Below are 14742 nucleotides of genomic sequence, written 5' to 3' on the forward strand. Positions count from 1 at the left end.
GCGCGCTTACCCGGGGGAATTGAAGCGGTTGACACGCGCGATGCAGATGGCAAACCCTGCGGGAGGTCGGCGGAAGGGCGGATTTTGAGCGACGAGCGTGCGCCAAACAAAGTCGATAAACTCGTCGGTGGACGTGTTCGCACCCGTCGTCTGGAAATCGGGATGAGCCAAGAGCGTTTGGCTGATTTGCTGGGTGTCACCTTTCAGCAGGTTCAAAAATACGAGAAAGGCGTCAACCGCATCACGGCGGGACGGCTTCACGATATCTGTCAAGCGCTCGACGTTGCGGTTGCGTATTTCTTCGAGGGTTTAAGCAAGGGCGCGTCCAGCAAGGCGAGCGGCGGCGACACAATCTCAGAGGCCATGACTGACCCTGATACAATTGCTTTGGTGCGTATGTTCGCCCAGATCAAAAGCCGCAAGGTGAAGCGCCAAGTGCTCCAACTGGTTCGCGCCATGGACGCAGAGACTTAGCGATCGGCGCTCGCGCAAAGCGACCAATCAACTCAACGGCCCAATTGGCTGTATTCCAATAGACTTTCGTACGCCGCGCCGGTGATGCGGCGCGCACGATTGGCCGTCGCGCCGCCATAAGTGTGGATGCCAATGGCGAGACGTTCTTCACGATCGTTTTTGTAGAACACAGGCGCGCCGCTCATGCCGGCGCTTGTGTCGAAAGGATATTCGACAAAGTTCGCCGTCCAAGCATGGATGCGGCCGCCATTGAAGTATTGCGTGCGCGGCCTGCGGTTGCTGACATAGCCGCAAACGTTCGCGAGTACGATTTTGGGCGGCGGGTCAAAGTCGGCGAGGCCAAACCACCCGAGTTGATTGCCGATCGAAGATTTCAAAACAAGCACGCCGTAATCGTCGGCGGGCCGCCACTTGGTCGTCCATGCTTGCGGGAAGAACACGCTTTCAACCCCGACAGAACCAAAGGGTGCTGCGCGGCCGTCAAAAGCAGGGAACACCCCTAGCGCCGTGGCGCGCCCATGTTTGGGATCGTGCAGATTGTGCGCCGCGGTCGCCATCGTCTTGGGGCCGATGAACCAGGCTGTGCCTATCGCGCGCTTGCCGCTCTTATAGGTGATGTTCAAGAGCGCGATTGAACGCCACGGGATCTCGGTCGTATCGCCGATCGGCACGCGGTTGTCGGACGCAATCACGTTCTCCTGGCGAAAACCGTCCTCATCCGCGTCGCGCAATTCGGTCTCGAATTCTTCACTTTCATGTGGCGGCGTCATGTCGCGATCGCCGCCACTTGGAAAGAAGGGAAGGCCTTCGTTGCGCGCGCGATAGGCGTTGAAGCCCTTCACGCGTTCAAGCGAACCCCCGCCATTGGTCTCAACCATAAAGCTTGGACTAAAGCGCTTGGGTTCACGCACGCTGGGCGCGTCGTCCTCATTGAGTTGAAATCCGTCAAAGGCTTTGTCGACGCGCGCCTTTGGCATCGTTAGTTCCTCACCGGAATGGATTGTGGAGGGCCGAACAAGAGCACCGACCAGGAATCGAGGGCGACGTCCTCGGGCGCATTGACGGGAGCATCGTCGGCGTTGTCCTCGCGCTCTTCGCCTTCGCTCGCCGTCTCGTTGGGCGTCTCGACTTCTCCAACGGCGCCGTTCTCGGCCGAGCCGGCTTCGGTGGGCTCCTCCGTTGTCGGCGTCTGGGGCTCTTCGGTTTGTTCGGAATCGTTTGTTGTCGTGGGCGTCGCCAGCGCGGCGCGATAGCTTTGTTGGGCGCGCACCAATCCGGTCTGCGCGTTCACAAGAGCTGTCTGCTCCTTTAACACATTCGCCTCGCCGCGTACACGCTCCACCGCACCCGCGGGGATGGCGACCAACGCCGACCCGATCGAGGTGAGCACGCCTTCAGCCTCGGAGCCGCCCGTGGCGTCGAAGTCGACGACCATGCCGTTCACCAACCCCACATTGCGCGTGCGATCGGCGAACAATCCGCCATTGACGGGCAATCGTACGCTGGGAGCGTTATTGGGGATCGAGAGCGCGGTCGCGCTAATTTGTACGCCATTGGTGTGATTGCAGTCCTGCGGACGCGGCGTTGCAGTCGCTGGATCGAGCCCACGGGGCGGTGTCACCGGTCCACACCGCCACACGATGAGACGTCCTTGGCGTAGCGGCCGCGCGCACACACCAGCGCCGCATGCCGCCGGCAAACGCGCGACGGGCGCGGCTGGAAGTGCTGGCGCCGCGTCGCCGAGCCAACGCCATTCCAAACCGAAGCTCGTCATAAAAGCCGCACGATAGAGTCGACGTCGCTGCGGCGCGGGGGCGCTGCCTAAATTTGCGTATCGACGTGCAGCCCAATCTTGCATAGCGCGCGTCAACACCGCGGCGCCATTGCTGAGATCGGCGGGGTCCGATGGATCCACCACTTCTGATGAAATGTCATAGGGCTCGCCAGCGCCAGCTTCTGGGGCAAGCCCAATCACGCGACCCAACGCCGTGAAGGTTTGCACCGCACGACTGTTGTACTGACCTGAGAAGGTTCGCAGCAAACCGTGATTGTCGACTTCAATGTTGACGGTGTCTTGGCTGAGCAAGCCCGGCGAATAGTCCAACGCCAACGCGCCAGCGCGCGTGTCCACGGCGTATTCAGGCTCCACGCCCAGCATCACGTTGGTGTCGAATTGCTCGGCGTCCGTCACACCAATGAGCTTGAGATTGAACGTGACCGTAGGAAGCGAGTAGGCCACGCCGCGTGCTTGTGCGTCACCGACCGTGTGTGAATTCACCGAAGCGCACGCACCGAGCGCCGCCAAGGCGACGCTAGCAAAGATCATACGAACCAACATGAGGCCCCCCTATCGGTTACTCGCCCCGGAGTTGAGATCGATTGGGAAATCGCGCACGCGGATTCGCTCGTTGCGCGAGCGCTACCGTAATTTCGACGACACTTGAGCCCCGCGTCGCTCGTTACACGCGGCCCACGCATGCGCGCCCGAATGCGTGCCCGCGTCGCTGCCCGTGTCGAGGGACGCTTCGCTCTAAAGCCCTCGACACCGCCAGCTTGCACGCAGGCGCAGGGAGGTGGTCGCGCACGCGACCCCGGTGAACAGCATCTCGCCGCCGGGAAGCCAAAGAGGCTCCCTTGTCAAAACAAAACACTGACCGCCATCGGTCGCCGCGGCGCGACATCGCCGCCGATATCAACGCAAAGATTTTAGCCGATTTGGAAAGCGGCGTTTTGCCTTGGCGTAAGCCGTGGGATGGCGCACGTGTGGGCGGTCCACCCGGATTGCCCCTGCGCGCCAGCGGTGAACCCTACCGCGGTATAAACGTCATCATCCTGTGGAATGCGGCGTGCGAAGCCAATTACCAAGCGCGCACGTGGCTCACGTTCAATCAGGCGCTGCAACTTGGCGGCGCCGTACGCAAAGGTGAGAAGGGGCAAGCGATCGTCTATTACGGAAGCTCCACGCGCACGCGCACCGATGATGCGGGTGACAGCGTGGAGGAAACTCTTCGGTTCTTGAAATCATACGTGGTGTTCAACGCCGAACAGATCGACGGGTTGGACGGCGACTTCTATACTGTGCCCGGGGCCGGGGATGCATGTCCTCTGGCGACGCATGAGGCTTGGTTTTCCAAGCTGGACATTGCTCGTATCCAGACTGCGGACTTGGCATGCTACATACCCAGCCGCGATGTCATTGGCATGCCGCCAATTGCTGCGTTCGATTCCGCTGAGCATTATGCGCAGACACTCAATCACGAATGTGTCCACGCCACCAAAGCGCCGCATCGTCTCGATCGCGATTTCGCCAAACGCTATCCTGAGCATCACTATTACGTCGAAGAGATTTGCGCCGAACTTGGCGCGGCCTATCTGAGCGCCCATCTTGGCCTTTCGCCAGGGCATCTGCACGATCACAGCGCCTACATCGATCATTGGGTAAAGCTCTTGAAGCACGATAGACGCGCTTTCCTTGATGCGGCGGCTAAGGCGCAAGTCGCTGTTGACTGGCTATTAAACAAGAGCCCGATCGCGGCATGAGCCGGTTGCGCGCAATCGTTGCACGCTTTGGCGGCGTCGTTCTGGACGGCGGCGCGAGCGCGCTTATCCCAGGTCCAGGACACAGCGCTAAGGATCGTTCGGTTTCGTTGCGCGAGACCGAGGATGGACGCATCCTTATTCACTGCTTCAGTCCGCGTGACGACTGGCGAGAAGTGCGTGACGCGCTCGTCGCGGAGGGCTTGTTGGAGGCTGAACCTCGCGCCAAGCTCGAGACGAGGCCGTCGAGACTTGTTGCGCTGCAGCCCGTCCGCGAGGATAAGCGCGCGAGAGCGGCGCGATGGTGGCGCGAAGCAAGACCCATCGCCGGCACCGTTGCTGAGAGATACCTTCGCACCCGCGGTGTCGACGATGGCGGCGGCGACCGAGCAGTCTTTCGCTATCATGCGTCGATGTCCTCGCTTGAGGACACGCAGCGTCGGCCGGCGCTGTTGGCCGCCATCCAAGGAAATGATCGAGAGCTTTGCGGCGTGCAGGTAACCCTGTTGTCCACGCATGGCGCAGGCAAAGCGAATTTGGCTACGCCGCGCCGTGTGATCGGACAATTGATGGGCGGGGCCGTGCGCATCGATCAAGTCGCAAGCACCTTGGCGGTTGGCGAAGGCGTGGAGACCATGCTTGCGGCAAGGGCCTATCTCGCAGCGCCTGTATGGGCGCTTCTCAGTGCTGAGAACCTGGCCCGCTTTGATCCGCCAGAGGAAGTCGAGACGCTGATCATCGCACACGACAATGATGATGCGGGTCTGCATGCGCTGGAGCGACTTTCTCGGCGCTTGTCGCCGCGCATGGCCATTGTGCCTCAACCTCCGCCGTCCAGCTTCAACGATTGGAGCGATTGGAGCGATGCTGCGCGCTTTTGAGCGCCGAGCCGTCACGTATAATGTTTAGTCGCACACTCTCACTGCGTTTGCCGGGCGCGGAGCCGCGGGGACGTTACGCGCGTCGTCGCCATGTCCGCCCGGCCGTCGCCGCCAGCAAGGAGAAAATCGTTTCCCCGCCCCGCTGACGCGGGCTGCGGTCCGCTATCGCGGACGCGGGACCCACCATTTTCGCCTGGCCCGCGCCGCCTCATGACCGGGCTCTTTTTGCGCCGCCGCGGGCAACGTCCCCGCGGCTCCGGGATCAACCGGAAACATGAAGCAGAGAGAATTCAGATGACCAACACGATCACCCTTGGCGGCAAGCTCTTGAGCGAACCAAGCGTGCGCAGCTTTGAGGCGCGCAAAGGCAAAGTCGAAGTCGTCAGCCTCTGGATGGAGGTGCAAGGACATGGCCGGCGTGACCGCTTCAAGGTCGATATTTTCTGTCCGCGCCAACAACAGATCGCCAAAGCCATCCCTGAAGGGGCGCTCGTTGAAGTCACCGGTTCACTTCGCCATGATCGGTGGCGCGATCTTGAGACGAAGGAATATCGCGGCAAGATCTATGTCGCAATCGAGCCAAGCGAAGGCACGGTGCGGTCCAAGGGCATGGCGGAAGCAGCACTCGACGACGTCGCAGCTTAGCCGATGACGGCGGTCGCCGGGAGGCGACCGCCAAATTGCTCAGTCGTCGGCGCTCGGCGCGTTGGGCGCGATATCCATGTGTGCGCGCTTCAGGGCGCCGTTGCTTATCGAGTCCGCGAGTGCATCAGGAAATTCCGCTGGCAGCGCCCCCCGCACCTTGTCGATCGCGGCAGGCAGGCGCGCGCGTACCCCCTCGAAAAGCAAGACGGCGCGATCCTGCGCCACGCCCGATTTTTGCGCAGTCTCCACAAAGTGTCGTGGTTGCAGCGCGTTGACGCCGTAGTGGCGGCTGTTTCCGGCTGCCATCGCCATCTTGTATTTATTCCACGGGATTTGGTTTGCGTCGACGCAGGGCTGGACCGAAAGGATATCGTAGAGCGGCGTCATCTTGAAACGACCGCCTTGGCTCAAAAAGATGCTGAAGTTCTTGGCGTGCCCGTCGGTGGCGCCCAAGAGCCAGAATGCGAATTGAGCCTCCAGGAAGCGGTCTTGATCGGCCCGCGGCTCGTCGCTGGCCTTTAGCACATCCAATATCTTGGGCATGCCGGGGCCGCCCTCGTTCTCGTATTTTTTCGTCGGGTGAACGCCGAGCGCTTGGCACATATCCTCTTGCGGCACGCGGAGGAGGCGGCCGTCCTTTCCCCATTCTCGGTCAAACCGCGTTACCGAGAGCGCGCGCACGTCATCGAAATCGAGAATGGCGCTCTCAGCGGTCGTCACGCCGAGCGCACGCATGACCTCCATGCAAAAATGCTCGTTCTCCACGCTTTGCCGAAGATCCATGCCGTTCGCCGCCATGCCGATCTGTGGCTTCAGGATGTGCGTCGTGGCTGTTGCGCCATGCGGCCTCATCCACTGGCCGTTGTGGCGAAGAAGCGCCGTCTTCTCCTGCGCGCCCGCAATCGAAATGCGAAACTCTGCATCGCCACTCACGCCGAGCGGCGCTTGCGCGAGATTTTTTAGGATGCGCGCAATATCCGCATCGCTGATCGCTTCGCCGGCAATCTCGCCCGCGCGGGTCTTCGGTTCTTCGCCTTCAAGCGTGAACTGAAGGGCGCCGACGCAATCGCGACCGAGTGCGGACAGCAGCGAATAGGCGTCATCGCCGTCGGCGCGGACGCGACTGGCGATCTGTCGACGGATGCTCGCATTGTCGGGGAGCAGATTGTCGAATACCGCTACGACTGGCGCGCCCGCGTAGCGGTCCTCGCGCATCGGCAAGGAAAGCGACACGGGGATCGCATGCTCCCAATCAATCCAATCCTTATCGTATTGAAACTCGATCGCGCCGGAGCTTTCGCGTTGCAGCGTTCCGACGGCCCGACCGTTCAACAACACGCGGAGCGGGGGGCGGGTTTTGCGCTTCGCCATTAGAATACGTCACTGACATTTGTCGCGCCTTTGCTGCGCGGCCTGAGGACGATCTCAAGATCAAGCGCGGTCAGCAGGTCAAATAAAGTGGTGAGCTGCATAGGTTCGCCGGCCTCCGCAGATGAGACCGTTGCCTGTCGGATCGACGTGTCCTTAGCCACCTGCGCTTGAGTTAGGCCGAGGGCGCGGCGGCGGCGGCGGAGAGCTGCGCCTATCTGCTTGGGGGAGCGGGCGATTTGATCCATAGCGTGCCTCCTCGCATACGTCGTGGCGTATAAAATTATCTTATACGAAAGATCGTATAAATCAACTCTATACGGTAGGTCGTATATAATTAGTTTATACGCTGAACCGAATAAAGATGCTGCCGAAGATTATGGATGCCATCTCGGTCCCAGGCAGTCCTAGGCCCTGAGGCGCGCCTACCAATATCGCTGAACTTCCGTGCAAAGATGTGTTCGGTTTCGCGAACCCGAACACGCCATCTGGCGCTTCTGGCTGCCTACATTCTTGGGACCTGCGTAAACTTCGCCACGAGTGACTTTGTCGCTCGATGCGGCTTTTCCCAATAGAGGAGAAGGTCGCAATTTCCGCGCGTCGCTTCTCTCGTGTGCGCATCAGTCAAACCGCTAACACCGTGCTACATGCGGACACAGCCGCCAACGTTGGATGAGGCGCAACGAAGTCAGGCGATCAGTGGTGCGATGCGGGTTTGTGTGGAGAGCAAGATAAAGGACGCCGCAGGTTTTCTTCCGAGGCTTGCAACCGCTAGAGATTTCTTGCGGCACGATTGATGTTGATGCGGCGAAGCGTGCGGCAAGCGCACGATTTCAACGACGAAGGCTGCCGCATATGCCGAAAGCGTCGATCGGAGAATTGCTAGCCTCGTCGCCATTGATGCGCCCAGCGTCGCGCGATCAATCACCCAATGCCGCGCGAGAACGAATGGTGTTTCGCGATGAGGACAAACTGAAAGGTCGCACCGAAAGAGGCGCGAATGCGACGCGCATGAGGTCGGGTACTCTTGGCAGCCGATTGTCGAAGCTGAGCGTGGAGCGCGGTGGCGGTAGCGTTCGCACTAAGACCCAGCCGGCGAAATTCGCGGCCGATACGCGGCAGCGTGTCGTCGTTGTCATCTCGTACAAGGGGCATGGCGGCGGCGGCGGGGCCGCCGGCCGGCTCCTCGCGCACGGGAAATATCTTGAGCGCGATGGCGCGGGGCCGGATGGCGAGAAGGGGCAGTTCTACGATCGTAGCGAAGACAAGGTCGACGCTTATCCGCGCCTCAATGTATGGGGCGAGAGCGACCCGCGTCATTTCCGGCTGATGCTGGCGCCCGAGAGCGGCGCGCGGATCGAAGACCTGAAGGACTTCACGCGGGCGACCATGGCGCGCATGGAGCGGGACCTGGGCATGCCGTTGCAATGGGTGGCGGTGAACCATCACAACACCGACAATCCGCATGTCCATGTCATCCTGCGCGGACGCACCTCTTATGGACGCGAGGTCATTCTGCCACGCGACTATGTCGGGCGCGGTCTGCGCCATGCGGCGCGCGACGTCGCCACCGAGATGCTGGGAAAACGGGGTCGTGAGGACGAGCGTCTGGCGCTTGAGCGCGAGGCGAGGGCGCTCGGTCGCACGAGGCTCGATCAATTGCTCGAAGCCGAAATCATCCCCGGCGAAGCCGTGCGCATTCAGGCGATCGGTCGCCGACACGATCCCGTGCTGAGAGCCGCGTTGCGTGAACGCGTGCGGCGGTTGTCCCTGAGCGGGCTGACGCGAGAAGAGGGGCGGGGCCGATTTGTATTCGCACATGATTGGGTGGAACGGCTGACCGAGCGGGGGCAAAGCGTGCATATCACGCGCCGCTTGGCCCGATCGGTGGAGGGGCGACGCATTCAGCTTTATGCGCCGCGTATGGGTGAGCTCTTCGGCGAAGTGCTTGAGATTGGTCGGCGTGGCGATCGGGAGACCAAGGCGTACGCGATCGTACGTGATGAAGCGCGTCGCCCCATTTTCGTGAATGTCCACTCGCGCGACCTCGAGGGGCTGGAGATTGGGGGCATGGTCGAGGTTCAGCCCCTTGCTCATTCTGGGCGCGGCGCCCGAGCGCGCTTGCGCATTGTGTATGCGAAGTCGCTTCAATCGCAGATCGAGGCCCGTGCGGTGACCGAATTGGATCGCCAGTTAGCGCACGCCATGCACGAAATCTCACATGCGTCCTCGGTCAATCCGCAGAAGCGCCAGGCGTTTGAAGCACGCATCAAATGGCATGAGCGCGAGGGGACGGGGCAACGCGATCTCACCGGGTTCTTCGCATTCAGGCCGGGCGCGCTCGCATCTTTGCGAAAGGAGGAGTTCTCCACCGCACAACTCGAACTCGCGCAAGCCACGGGAAAGCGCGCCATAGACCTCAATGACGGCATGGAGCGGACCTCGGTCGTGCGCGGCCTTCAGTTCTTACACCAAGGCAGAGTAGCTCTCTTGGAGCGTAATGACTCTGTGGCCGTCTTGCTGCTTCAGCGTCGCCAGCGGCTCATGCCTGGCAAGGCATATTCAGTTTCCGTGACCAACGGAAAGGCCAAGGCTTCGCCGTCTCTCGGGCTTGAGCGCTAAGTGGAAACTCCCGCATCAAGGGTTTGATGAAATTGCATGGCGCCAACACGGCGCCACGTCGTCCATCAACACCGATGCTACGTGGTGCAACGCCCGGAAACACCGGCGCGCGATGGCGAATTGGGAGGGTGTGAGTCGATCAAGCGGGTGGCGTATCGTGTCCGACACTTGGCTTGCGCGCCGCAGGATTAAGCACTTCGTTCGAGGCTTGGTCCGGGTTTTCATTGCGCGAGAGAGGTCGCCGATGAACGCCAAACAAATTTTCTTAGAACACCAGTACGCGAAGGCCGAGTTAGACGAGCCATTGTCTCCCGACCTTGTCAAATATCGCGGACTTCTCGACACGGTCGAACTTACCGATGAGCAAGCCGACGCAATTCTCCTCGAAATATGGTGTTTCATGCTGAAATGCGTGGAGGCGCAATTCTCACTTCCGTCAGTCCGCAATATTTTTGCGGAGCTTTTCTGTGATGTCTCAGAGCCCGCCGCAAATGCGTGTATGGTGGAAGACAAAGGCGAGGAATAGTCTCGCGTGGGAAGCGCCAATGGCCGCGAATGACGCCGTAATTTACTGCCGTGTGTCGACCAAGAAGCAGGAGCAGATGGGCGACGGTCTGTGCTCGCAGGAGACCATGTGCCGCCACTACGCGACGTGGAAGGGCTACAACGTCACGCACGTTTTCGGCGATAGTCGCTCTGGCCGCATTGCTGAGCGTCCTGCAATGCGAGATTTGCTTCGGTATCTCCAATCAAAGAAGGCGGCGGGGACTGTCGTCATTATTGACGAACTCAGTCGTCTGGCGCGTGAGATCGACACGCACAGAGAGCTAAGGAGAGCCATCAAGGCAGCGGGCGCAATTCTCGAATGCCCCGCCCAACCGCTTGGGGAGGCAACGCACGAGAAGCTCCAAGAAAACATCATTATGGTCATGAACGAGCATTGGTCCGATGTGGTCTCGGCGCGAACCAAGGAACGGCAGACCGCACGCGTTATGAATGGATATTGGCCGTTTCATGCGCCTGTGGGTTACAGGCACGAGGTCGTTGCCGGCCATCAAGGCAAGTTGCTCGTCAGGGACGAACCGAACGCGACCTACATAGCTAGCGCGTTCGAGCGATACGCTTTCGGCGATCTGCAAACGCAGGCAGAGGTCATGCGAGATCTTGAAGCGCATCCCGACTTCCCGCGCCAGCCGCGCGGCCGCGTAGCCAATGAGCAGATCTCAAGAATGCTGCGCAATCCCGTCTATGCAGGGTTTGTCTTTTCGAAGGAGCGGGGCGTGCCGCTTCGAAAGGGCAATCACGAGGGGCTCATAAGCGTCGAGACGCACGAACGAATCCTAGAGCGGCTGGACGGCAAAGTGGTTGCGCCCTTGCGCAAGAACATCGGCGATGATTTCCCGCTGCGGACCTTCGTCGAGTGCGGGCACTGCGGAACGCCGCTCACCGGGTGCTGGGTGAAGGGCAAGTACCAAAAGTACCCCTATTATTTTTGCCCAAAGAAGGGCTGTGCGAGCTACGGCAAATCGATAGCGCGGTCGCGGATCGAGGGAGAATTTGGCGAACTCATTCGCGCATTGGAACTCGACCCGCGCTTCATAAAGGTCGCGACAGCGATGTTTATGGACCTTTGGAAGCGCCGCTCGGCGGTGTCGGACCGCGATCACGAGGCGGTCAAGGCGCACGTCTCCGATCTCGAAGCGGAGATTAAGAAGCTTGTTGACCGCATCGTGGATACCGACGTCGCGGCAGTGCGCAGGCGGCTCGAAGACCGAGTTTCCGAACTCGAACGCGGGAAGGTTCTGGCGCTTGAAAAGGCTGCCGAAGCGCGTCCTGAGCCCGATTGCGATCAGGGTCTTAGAACTTCGCTCAACTTCATCACAAGTCTTTGGAAACTTTGGGAATCTGGTGGCGCGGCCGAGCGGCGAACTGTGCTGAAACTCGCCTTCACTGAGCGCCTCGTTTATGTAAAAAACGAGGGCTTTAGAACTCCAAAAATATCCTTGCCATTCAAGGCGTTAGAGGATGTTTTTTCGAAGAAAAATGGAGTGGCGCGCCCGAAGAGATTCGAACTCCTGACCCCCAGATTCGTAGTCTGGTGCTCTATCCAGCTGAGCTACGGGCGCGAAGGAGCGGGGGCATAGCTGGCGCCGGTTGGATTTGCAAGGCGGTGTTTTCAGGCGTGGGCTGGAAACGCCATTCGCCGGTGGCGGGTGTGTGGTGATTGATCGAAATTCGAGCTTTGGTGGGTTGTAAATTGCCGAAGTTGGTTTCTTGGCGGCAATATTATCCCTCCGATTGGAAGCTTATTGCACAAATCGCGCCTTTGTGCTTTTGGCCGGGGCAATAGAAATGGCGGCTGCCGCCCACGGCAGCCGTTGGGAGCGAACGTCCGCCATGATCTCAAATCGTCGCCGGGTCATCACAGCACTCGGCGCCACCATGCTCGCGCCTCTGGCGGCCGCGCCCGCTTGGGCGCAATCGCGTGGCCGCGCTGACCGCGCTTTCGAAGCCTTGGGCCGTCGCTGGCTCGATCGTTCGCTCCGACTTTCGCCGATCAATGCGACGACGACCGGCGATCACCGCTTCGATCACCTGGTTGACGATGTGAGCGCAGCGGGTCGCGCGGCGAGCCTGCGCTTTGCGCGCGAGACGTTGACGGCGCTCGAAGCGATCGATGCGAGCCAGCTTTCGCGTGCGAACCAAGTCGATGCGCTGATCCTCGGCAATTCGCTGCGTGCGCAGATTTGGCAAACTGAGACCTGGCAGAATTGGGCGTGGAATCCGCTGGGCTATCAGGGGCTCGCGGGTGGCGCGCTCTATGGCTTGATGGCGCGCGAGTTTGCGCCGTTGCCGCAGCGTTTGGAATCCGCCACCGCGCGTATGGAGCGTTTGCCGGATTTGCTGGCGCAAGCGCGCAATGCGCTGCAGCCCGCGCGCGTGCCCGCGCCGCATGCTGCGACGTACGCCGCGCAGAACCCCGGTCTGAAGAGCATCGTCAGCGGCATGATCGAGCCGCACAAAGGCGTGCTCAACGCGCGCAAGCGTGCACGGCTTGAGGCGGCGATTGCGACGTTCAACGCGGCGGTCGACGAGCATCAAGCTTGGATCGTCGGCACGCTCGTGCCGGCCGCGCAGGCGGAATTCCGCGCAGGCGCGGAGATTTTCGACACGCAATTGCGCTTCACGTTGCAATCGGATCTCACGCGCGCCGAAATCCGCCGCCGCGCTGACGCCGCCGTGATCAGCGTGCGCGAGGAAATGTACCGCGTTTCGAAGCTGGCGCTGGCTGGCCGTGCCGATGCGCCTGCAACGCCCGATGCGCCGACGCCGGAGCAACAACAGGCCGCGATCCGTGCGGCGCTCGATCTCGCCGCTGCCGATCGCCCCGCGCGTGATCGCGTCGTTCCGATCGCCACCGAGGGCGTGGAAGAAGCGCGGCGCTTCGTGGTGGAGCGCGATCTTATCACCGTGCCGGCAGAACCGGTGCGCGTGATCGACATGCCGGAATTCCAGCGCGGCGTCGCGGTTGCGTATTGCGACTCGCCCGGCCCGCTCGAACAGCATCTCGACACCTTCTACGCTGTCTCGCCGATCCCGGACGATTGGACCGAAGAGCAGTCGACGTCGTTCCTGCGTGAATATAACACGCGCCAATTGCTCGATGTGTCCGTACACGAAGCGATGCCGGGGCATTACACGCAGATCTGGCACTCGAACCGCTATCCCTCGACGTTGCGTGCGGTGCTGGGTTCGGGTTCGTTCGTCGAAGGCTGGGCGGTGTATGCGGAAGAGCTCATGGTGGAAGAAGGATTCCGCCGCGACGACCCGCTGTTCCGCCTGTCGCAATTGAAGATGCAATTGCGCTCGATTGCAAACGCCATCATCGATCAAGCCATCCATGTCGATGGCATGAGCCAAGACGAGATGATGCATTTCTTGACGCACACCGCGTTCCAGGAAGAGCGTGAGGCGGCCGGAAAATGGCGACGCGCGCAACTCTCGGTCACGCAACTCTCGACGTATTTCGTCGGCTTCCAGGAGCACCTGGAAACCCGCGCCGCCGCGCGTGTCGCGTGGGGCGATCAATTCAATCTGAAGCGTTACCATGATGGGGTGCTGTCGTTCGGCTCACCCCCATGCCGCTTCGCACGGCAATTGCTGCTGGATGAACCGATCCAATGATGAACTGGAAATCGCACCCGTCTTACGATGGGCATGAAGACGTCGTGTTCGTAGGTGACGAAGGCTTGGGCTTCGCCGGCATTGTCGCGATCCATTCAACCGTGCTTGGCCCGTCAGGCGGGGGCGTGCGCGTGTGGACCTATCCGCGCGAAGAAGATGCGCTGACCGACGCGCTCCGCCTCTCGCGCGGCATGACCTACAAGAACGCGATGGCCGAGCTGCCGATGGGCGGCGGCAAAACCGTGATCTACAAAATGGGTCCGGATCGTGGGGCCTGCTTCGAGAAGTTTGGCGAGCAAGTGCAGGCGATCGGCGGGCGCTATGTGGCCGCGGAAGATGTCGGCGCCACGGTGAGCGATATGCGCGCGATCGCGCGCAAGACTTCGTACGTCTCGGGTATTCCGAAGGAAGGCGGCCAAGCCGGCGGCGATCCCAGCCCATGGACGTCGCTCGGCGTGTTCTTGTCGATTAAGACGCTGTTGGGCGGAGCGGTGCAGGGCCGCACGATTGCTGTGCAGGGTACGGGCGCTGTGGGCCTCGGGCTTTGCAAGCTGCTTGCGGACGAAGGCGCGAAGCTGCTTGTGGCGGACGTGAACGCGACGAATCTTGATCGCGCGAAAGCGCTTGGCGCGGAAGTCGTCGCCGTGGATCGCATCCATGCAGCGAAGGCTGATCTGTTCGCGCCGTGCGCATTGGGCGCTGGGCTTAACACCACGACGATCCCGGGACTGGGCGCGCCGATCATTTGCGGCGCGGCAAACAATCAGCTCGCCACGGAAGAGGATGGCGCACGTTTGCAAGCGCGCGGCATCGTCTATGCGCCGGATTACGTCGTGAACGCAGGCGGCATCATCAGCGTCAGCGCCGAATATATCGGCGAGACGGAAGCCGCCGTCGATGCGCGCGTGCGCGCCATCGCGCCGCGTCTGATGAAGGTGTTGGAGACCGCGAAGGCCGAAGGGCTGACGCCGCACCAAGCCGCTGACCGTATCGTACGCGAGCGGCTCGCCGCTGCGCAAAGAGCTTGAGG

Annotated in this window: 12 protein-coding genes, 1 tRNA gene and 1 pseudogene; 9 read left to right on the forward strand and 5 right to left on the reverse strand. The window is 61.1% G+C overall.

The window, feature by feature from the left end; genetic code table 11:
* Positions 1-84: 84 nt before the first annotated feature.
* The gene (locus EPJ54_RS18185; protein ID WP_135213197.1) at positions 85-474 is read left to right on the forward strand and encodes a helix-turn-helix domain-containing protein; all 390 of its coding nucleotides are present in this window, start codon (positions 85-87) and stop codon (positions 472-474) included.
* A 32-nt stretch (positions 475-506) separates the two neighbouring features.
* Here EPJ54_RS18185 and EPJ54_RS18190 read toward each other — a convergent pair whose 3' ends face one another.
* Both EPJ54_RS18190 and EPJ54_RS18195 read right to left on the reverse strand, forming a co-directional pair.
* Complete coding sequence (locus EPJ54_RS18190; RefSeq protein WP_135213198.1) at positions 507-1451, reverse strand: trypsin-like serine peptidase; 945 nt, start codon at positions 1449-1451, stop codon at positions 507-509.
* A gap of 2 nt (positions 1452-1453) precedes the next feature.
* On the reverse strand, positions 1454-2812 hold the full coding sequence (locus EPJ54_RS18195; protein ID WP_135213199.1) for a hypothetical protein: 1359 nt from the start codon (positions 2810-2812) through the stop codon (positions 1454-1456).
* Between the two features lie 296 nt (positions 2813-3108).
* Here EPJ54_RS18195 and EPJ54_RS18200 point away from each other — a divergent pair, with 296 nt between their 5' ends.
* The 3 genes from EPJ54_RS18200 (at position 3109) to EPJ54_RS18210 (ending at position 5537) form a co-directional block, all read left to right on the forward strand.
* The gene (locus tag EPJ54_RS18200; RefSeq protein WP_135213200.1) at positions 3109-4014 is read left to right on the forward strand and encodes an ArdC family protein; all 906 of its coding nucleotides are present in this window, start codon (positions 3109-3111) and stop codon (positions 4012-4014) included.
* Positions 4011-4892 carry a DUF7146 domain-containing protein gene (locus tag EPJ54_RS18205; RefSeq protein WP_135213201.1) on the forward strand — a complete coding sequence of 294 codons (882 nt, stop codon included), beginning with the start codon at positions 4011-4013 and terminating at the stop codon, positions 4890-4892. Before EPJ54_RS18200 ends, EPJ54_RS18205 begins: the two co-directional genes overlap by 4 nt.
* 294 nt (positions 4893-5186) lie before the next feature.
* Positions 5187-5537, forward strand: a complete 351-nt coding sequence (locus tag EPJ54_RS18210) for a single stranded DNA-binding domain-containing protein (protein WP_135213202.1) — start codon at positions 5187-5189, stop codon at positions 5535-5537.
* A gap of 39 nt (positions 5538-5576) precedes the next feature.
* Here EPJ54_RS18210 and EPJ54_RS18215 read toward each other — a convergent pair whose 3' ends face one another.
* Positions 5577-6908 carry a type II toxin-antitoxin system HipA family toxin gene (locus EPJ54_RS18215; RefSeq protein ID WP_135213203.1) on the reverse strand — a complete coding sequence of 444 codons (1332 nt, stop codon included), beginning with the start codon at positions 6906-6908 and terminating at the stop codon, positions 5577-5579.
* Positions 6908-7153, reverse strand: a complete 246-nt coding sequence (locus tag EPJ54_RS18220) for a helix-turn-helix domain-containing protein (RefSeq protein ID WP_135213204.1) — start codon at positions 7151-7153, stop codon at positions 6908-6910. Before EPJ54_RS18220 ends, EPJ54_RS18215 begins: the two co-directional genes overlap by 1 nt.
* Before the next feature lie 763 nt (positions 7154-7916).
* On the opposite strand from EPJ54_RS18220, the gene EPJ54_RS18225 reads away from it, so the two are divergent.
* The 3 genes and pseudogenes from EPJ54_RS18225 to EPJ54_RS20485 all read left to right on the forward strand — a co-directional run.
* Positions 7917-9527, forward strand: a complete 1611-nt coding sequence (locus EPJ54_RS18225) for a DUF3363 domain-containing protein (protein WP_167755832.1) — start codon at positions 7917-7919, stop codon at positions 9525-9527.
* Positions 9528-9771: 244 nt separating this feature from the next.
* A complete protein-coding gene (locus EPJ54_RS18230) occupies positions 9772-10053 on the forward strand; it encodes a hypothetical protein (protein ID WP_135213206.1) in 282 nt (93 codons plus the stop codon).
* A 19-nt stretch (positions 10054-10072) separates the two neighbouring features.
* A pseudogene (locus EPJ54_RS20485) lies at positions 10073-11074 on the forward strand (recombinase family protein); the annotation flags it as partial.
* Positions 11075-11576: 502 nt separating this feature from the next.
* On the opposite strand, the gene EPJ54_RS18240 reads toward EPJ54_RS20485, so the two are convergent.
* Positions 11577-11653, reverse strand: a tRNA-Arg gene (locus EPJ54_RS18240).
* 271 nt (positions 11654-11924) lie between these two features.
* Here EPJ54_RS18240 and EPJ54_RS18245 point away from each other — a divergent pair.
* Together EPJ54_RS18245 and EPJ54_RS18250 are read left to right on the forward strand one after the other, a co-directional pair.
* The gene (locus EPJ54_RS18245; RefSeq protein ID WP_135213207.1) at positions 11925-13712 is read left to right on the forward strand and encodes a DUF885 domain-containing protein; all 1788 of its coding nucleotides are present in this window, start codon (positions 11925-11927) and stop codon (positions 13710-13712) included.
* Positions 13709-14740, forward strand: coding sequence for a Glu/Leu/Phe/Val dehydrogenase family protein (locus EPJ54_RS18250; protein ID WP_135213208.1), 1032 nt, complete (start codon positions 13709-13711; stop codon positions 14738-14740). The genes EPJ54_RS18245 and EPJ54_RS18250 overlap by 4 nt, the downstream gene beginning before the upstream one ends.
* The last annotated feature ends 2 nt before the right edge of the window (positions 14741-14742 follow it).

Source organism: Vitreimonas flagellata (assembly GCF_004634425.1).
In the GTDB taxonomy this organism is placed as follows: Bacteria; Pseudomonadota; Alphaproteobacteria; order Caulobacterales; family Aquidulcibacteraceae; genus Vitreimonas; species Vitreimonas flagellata.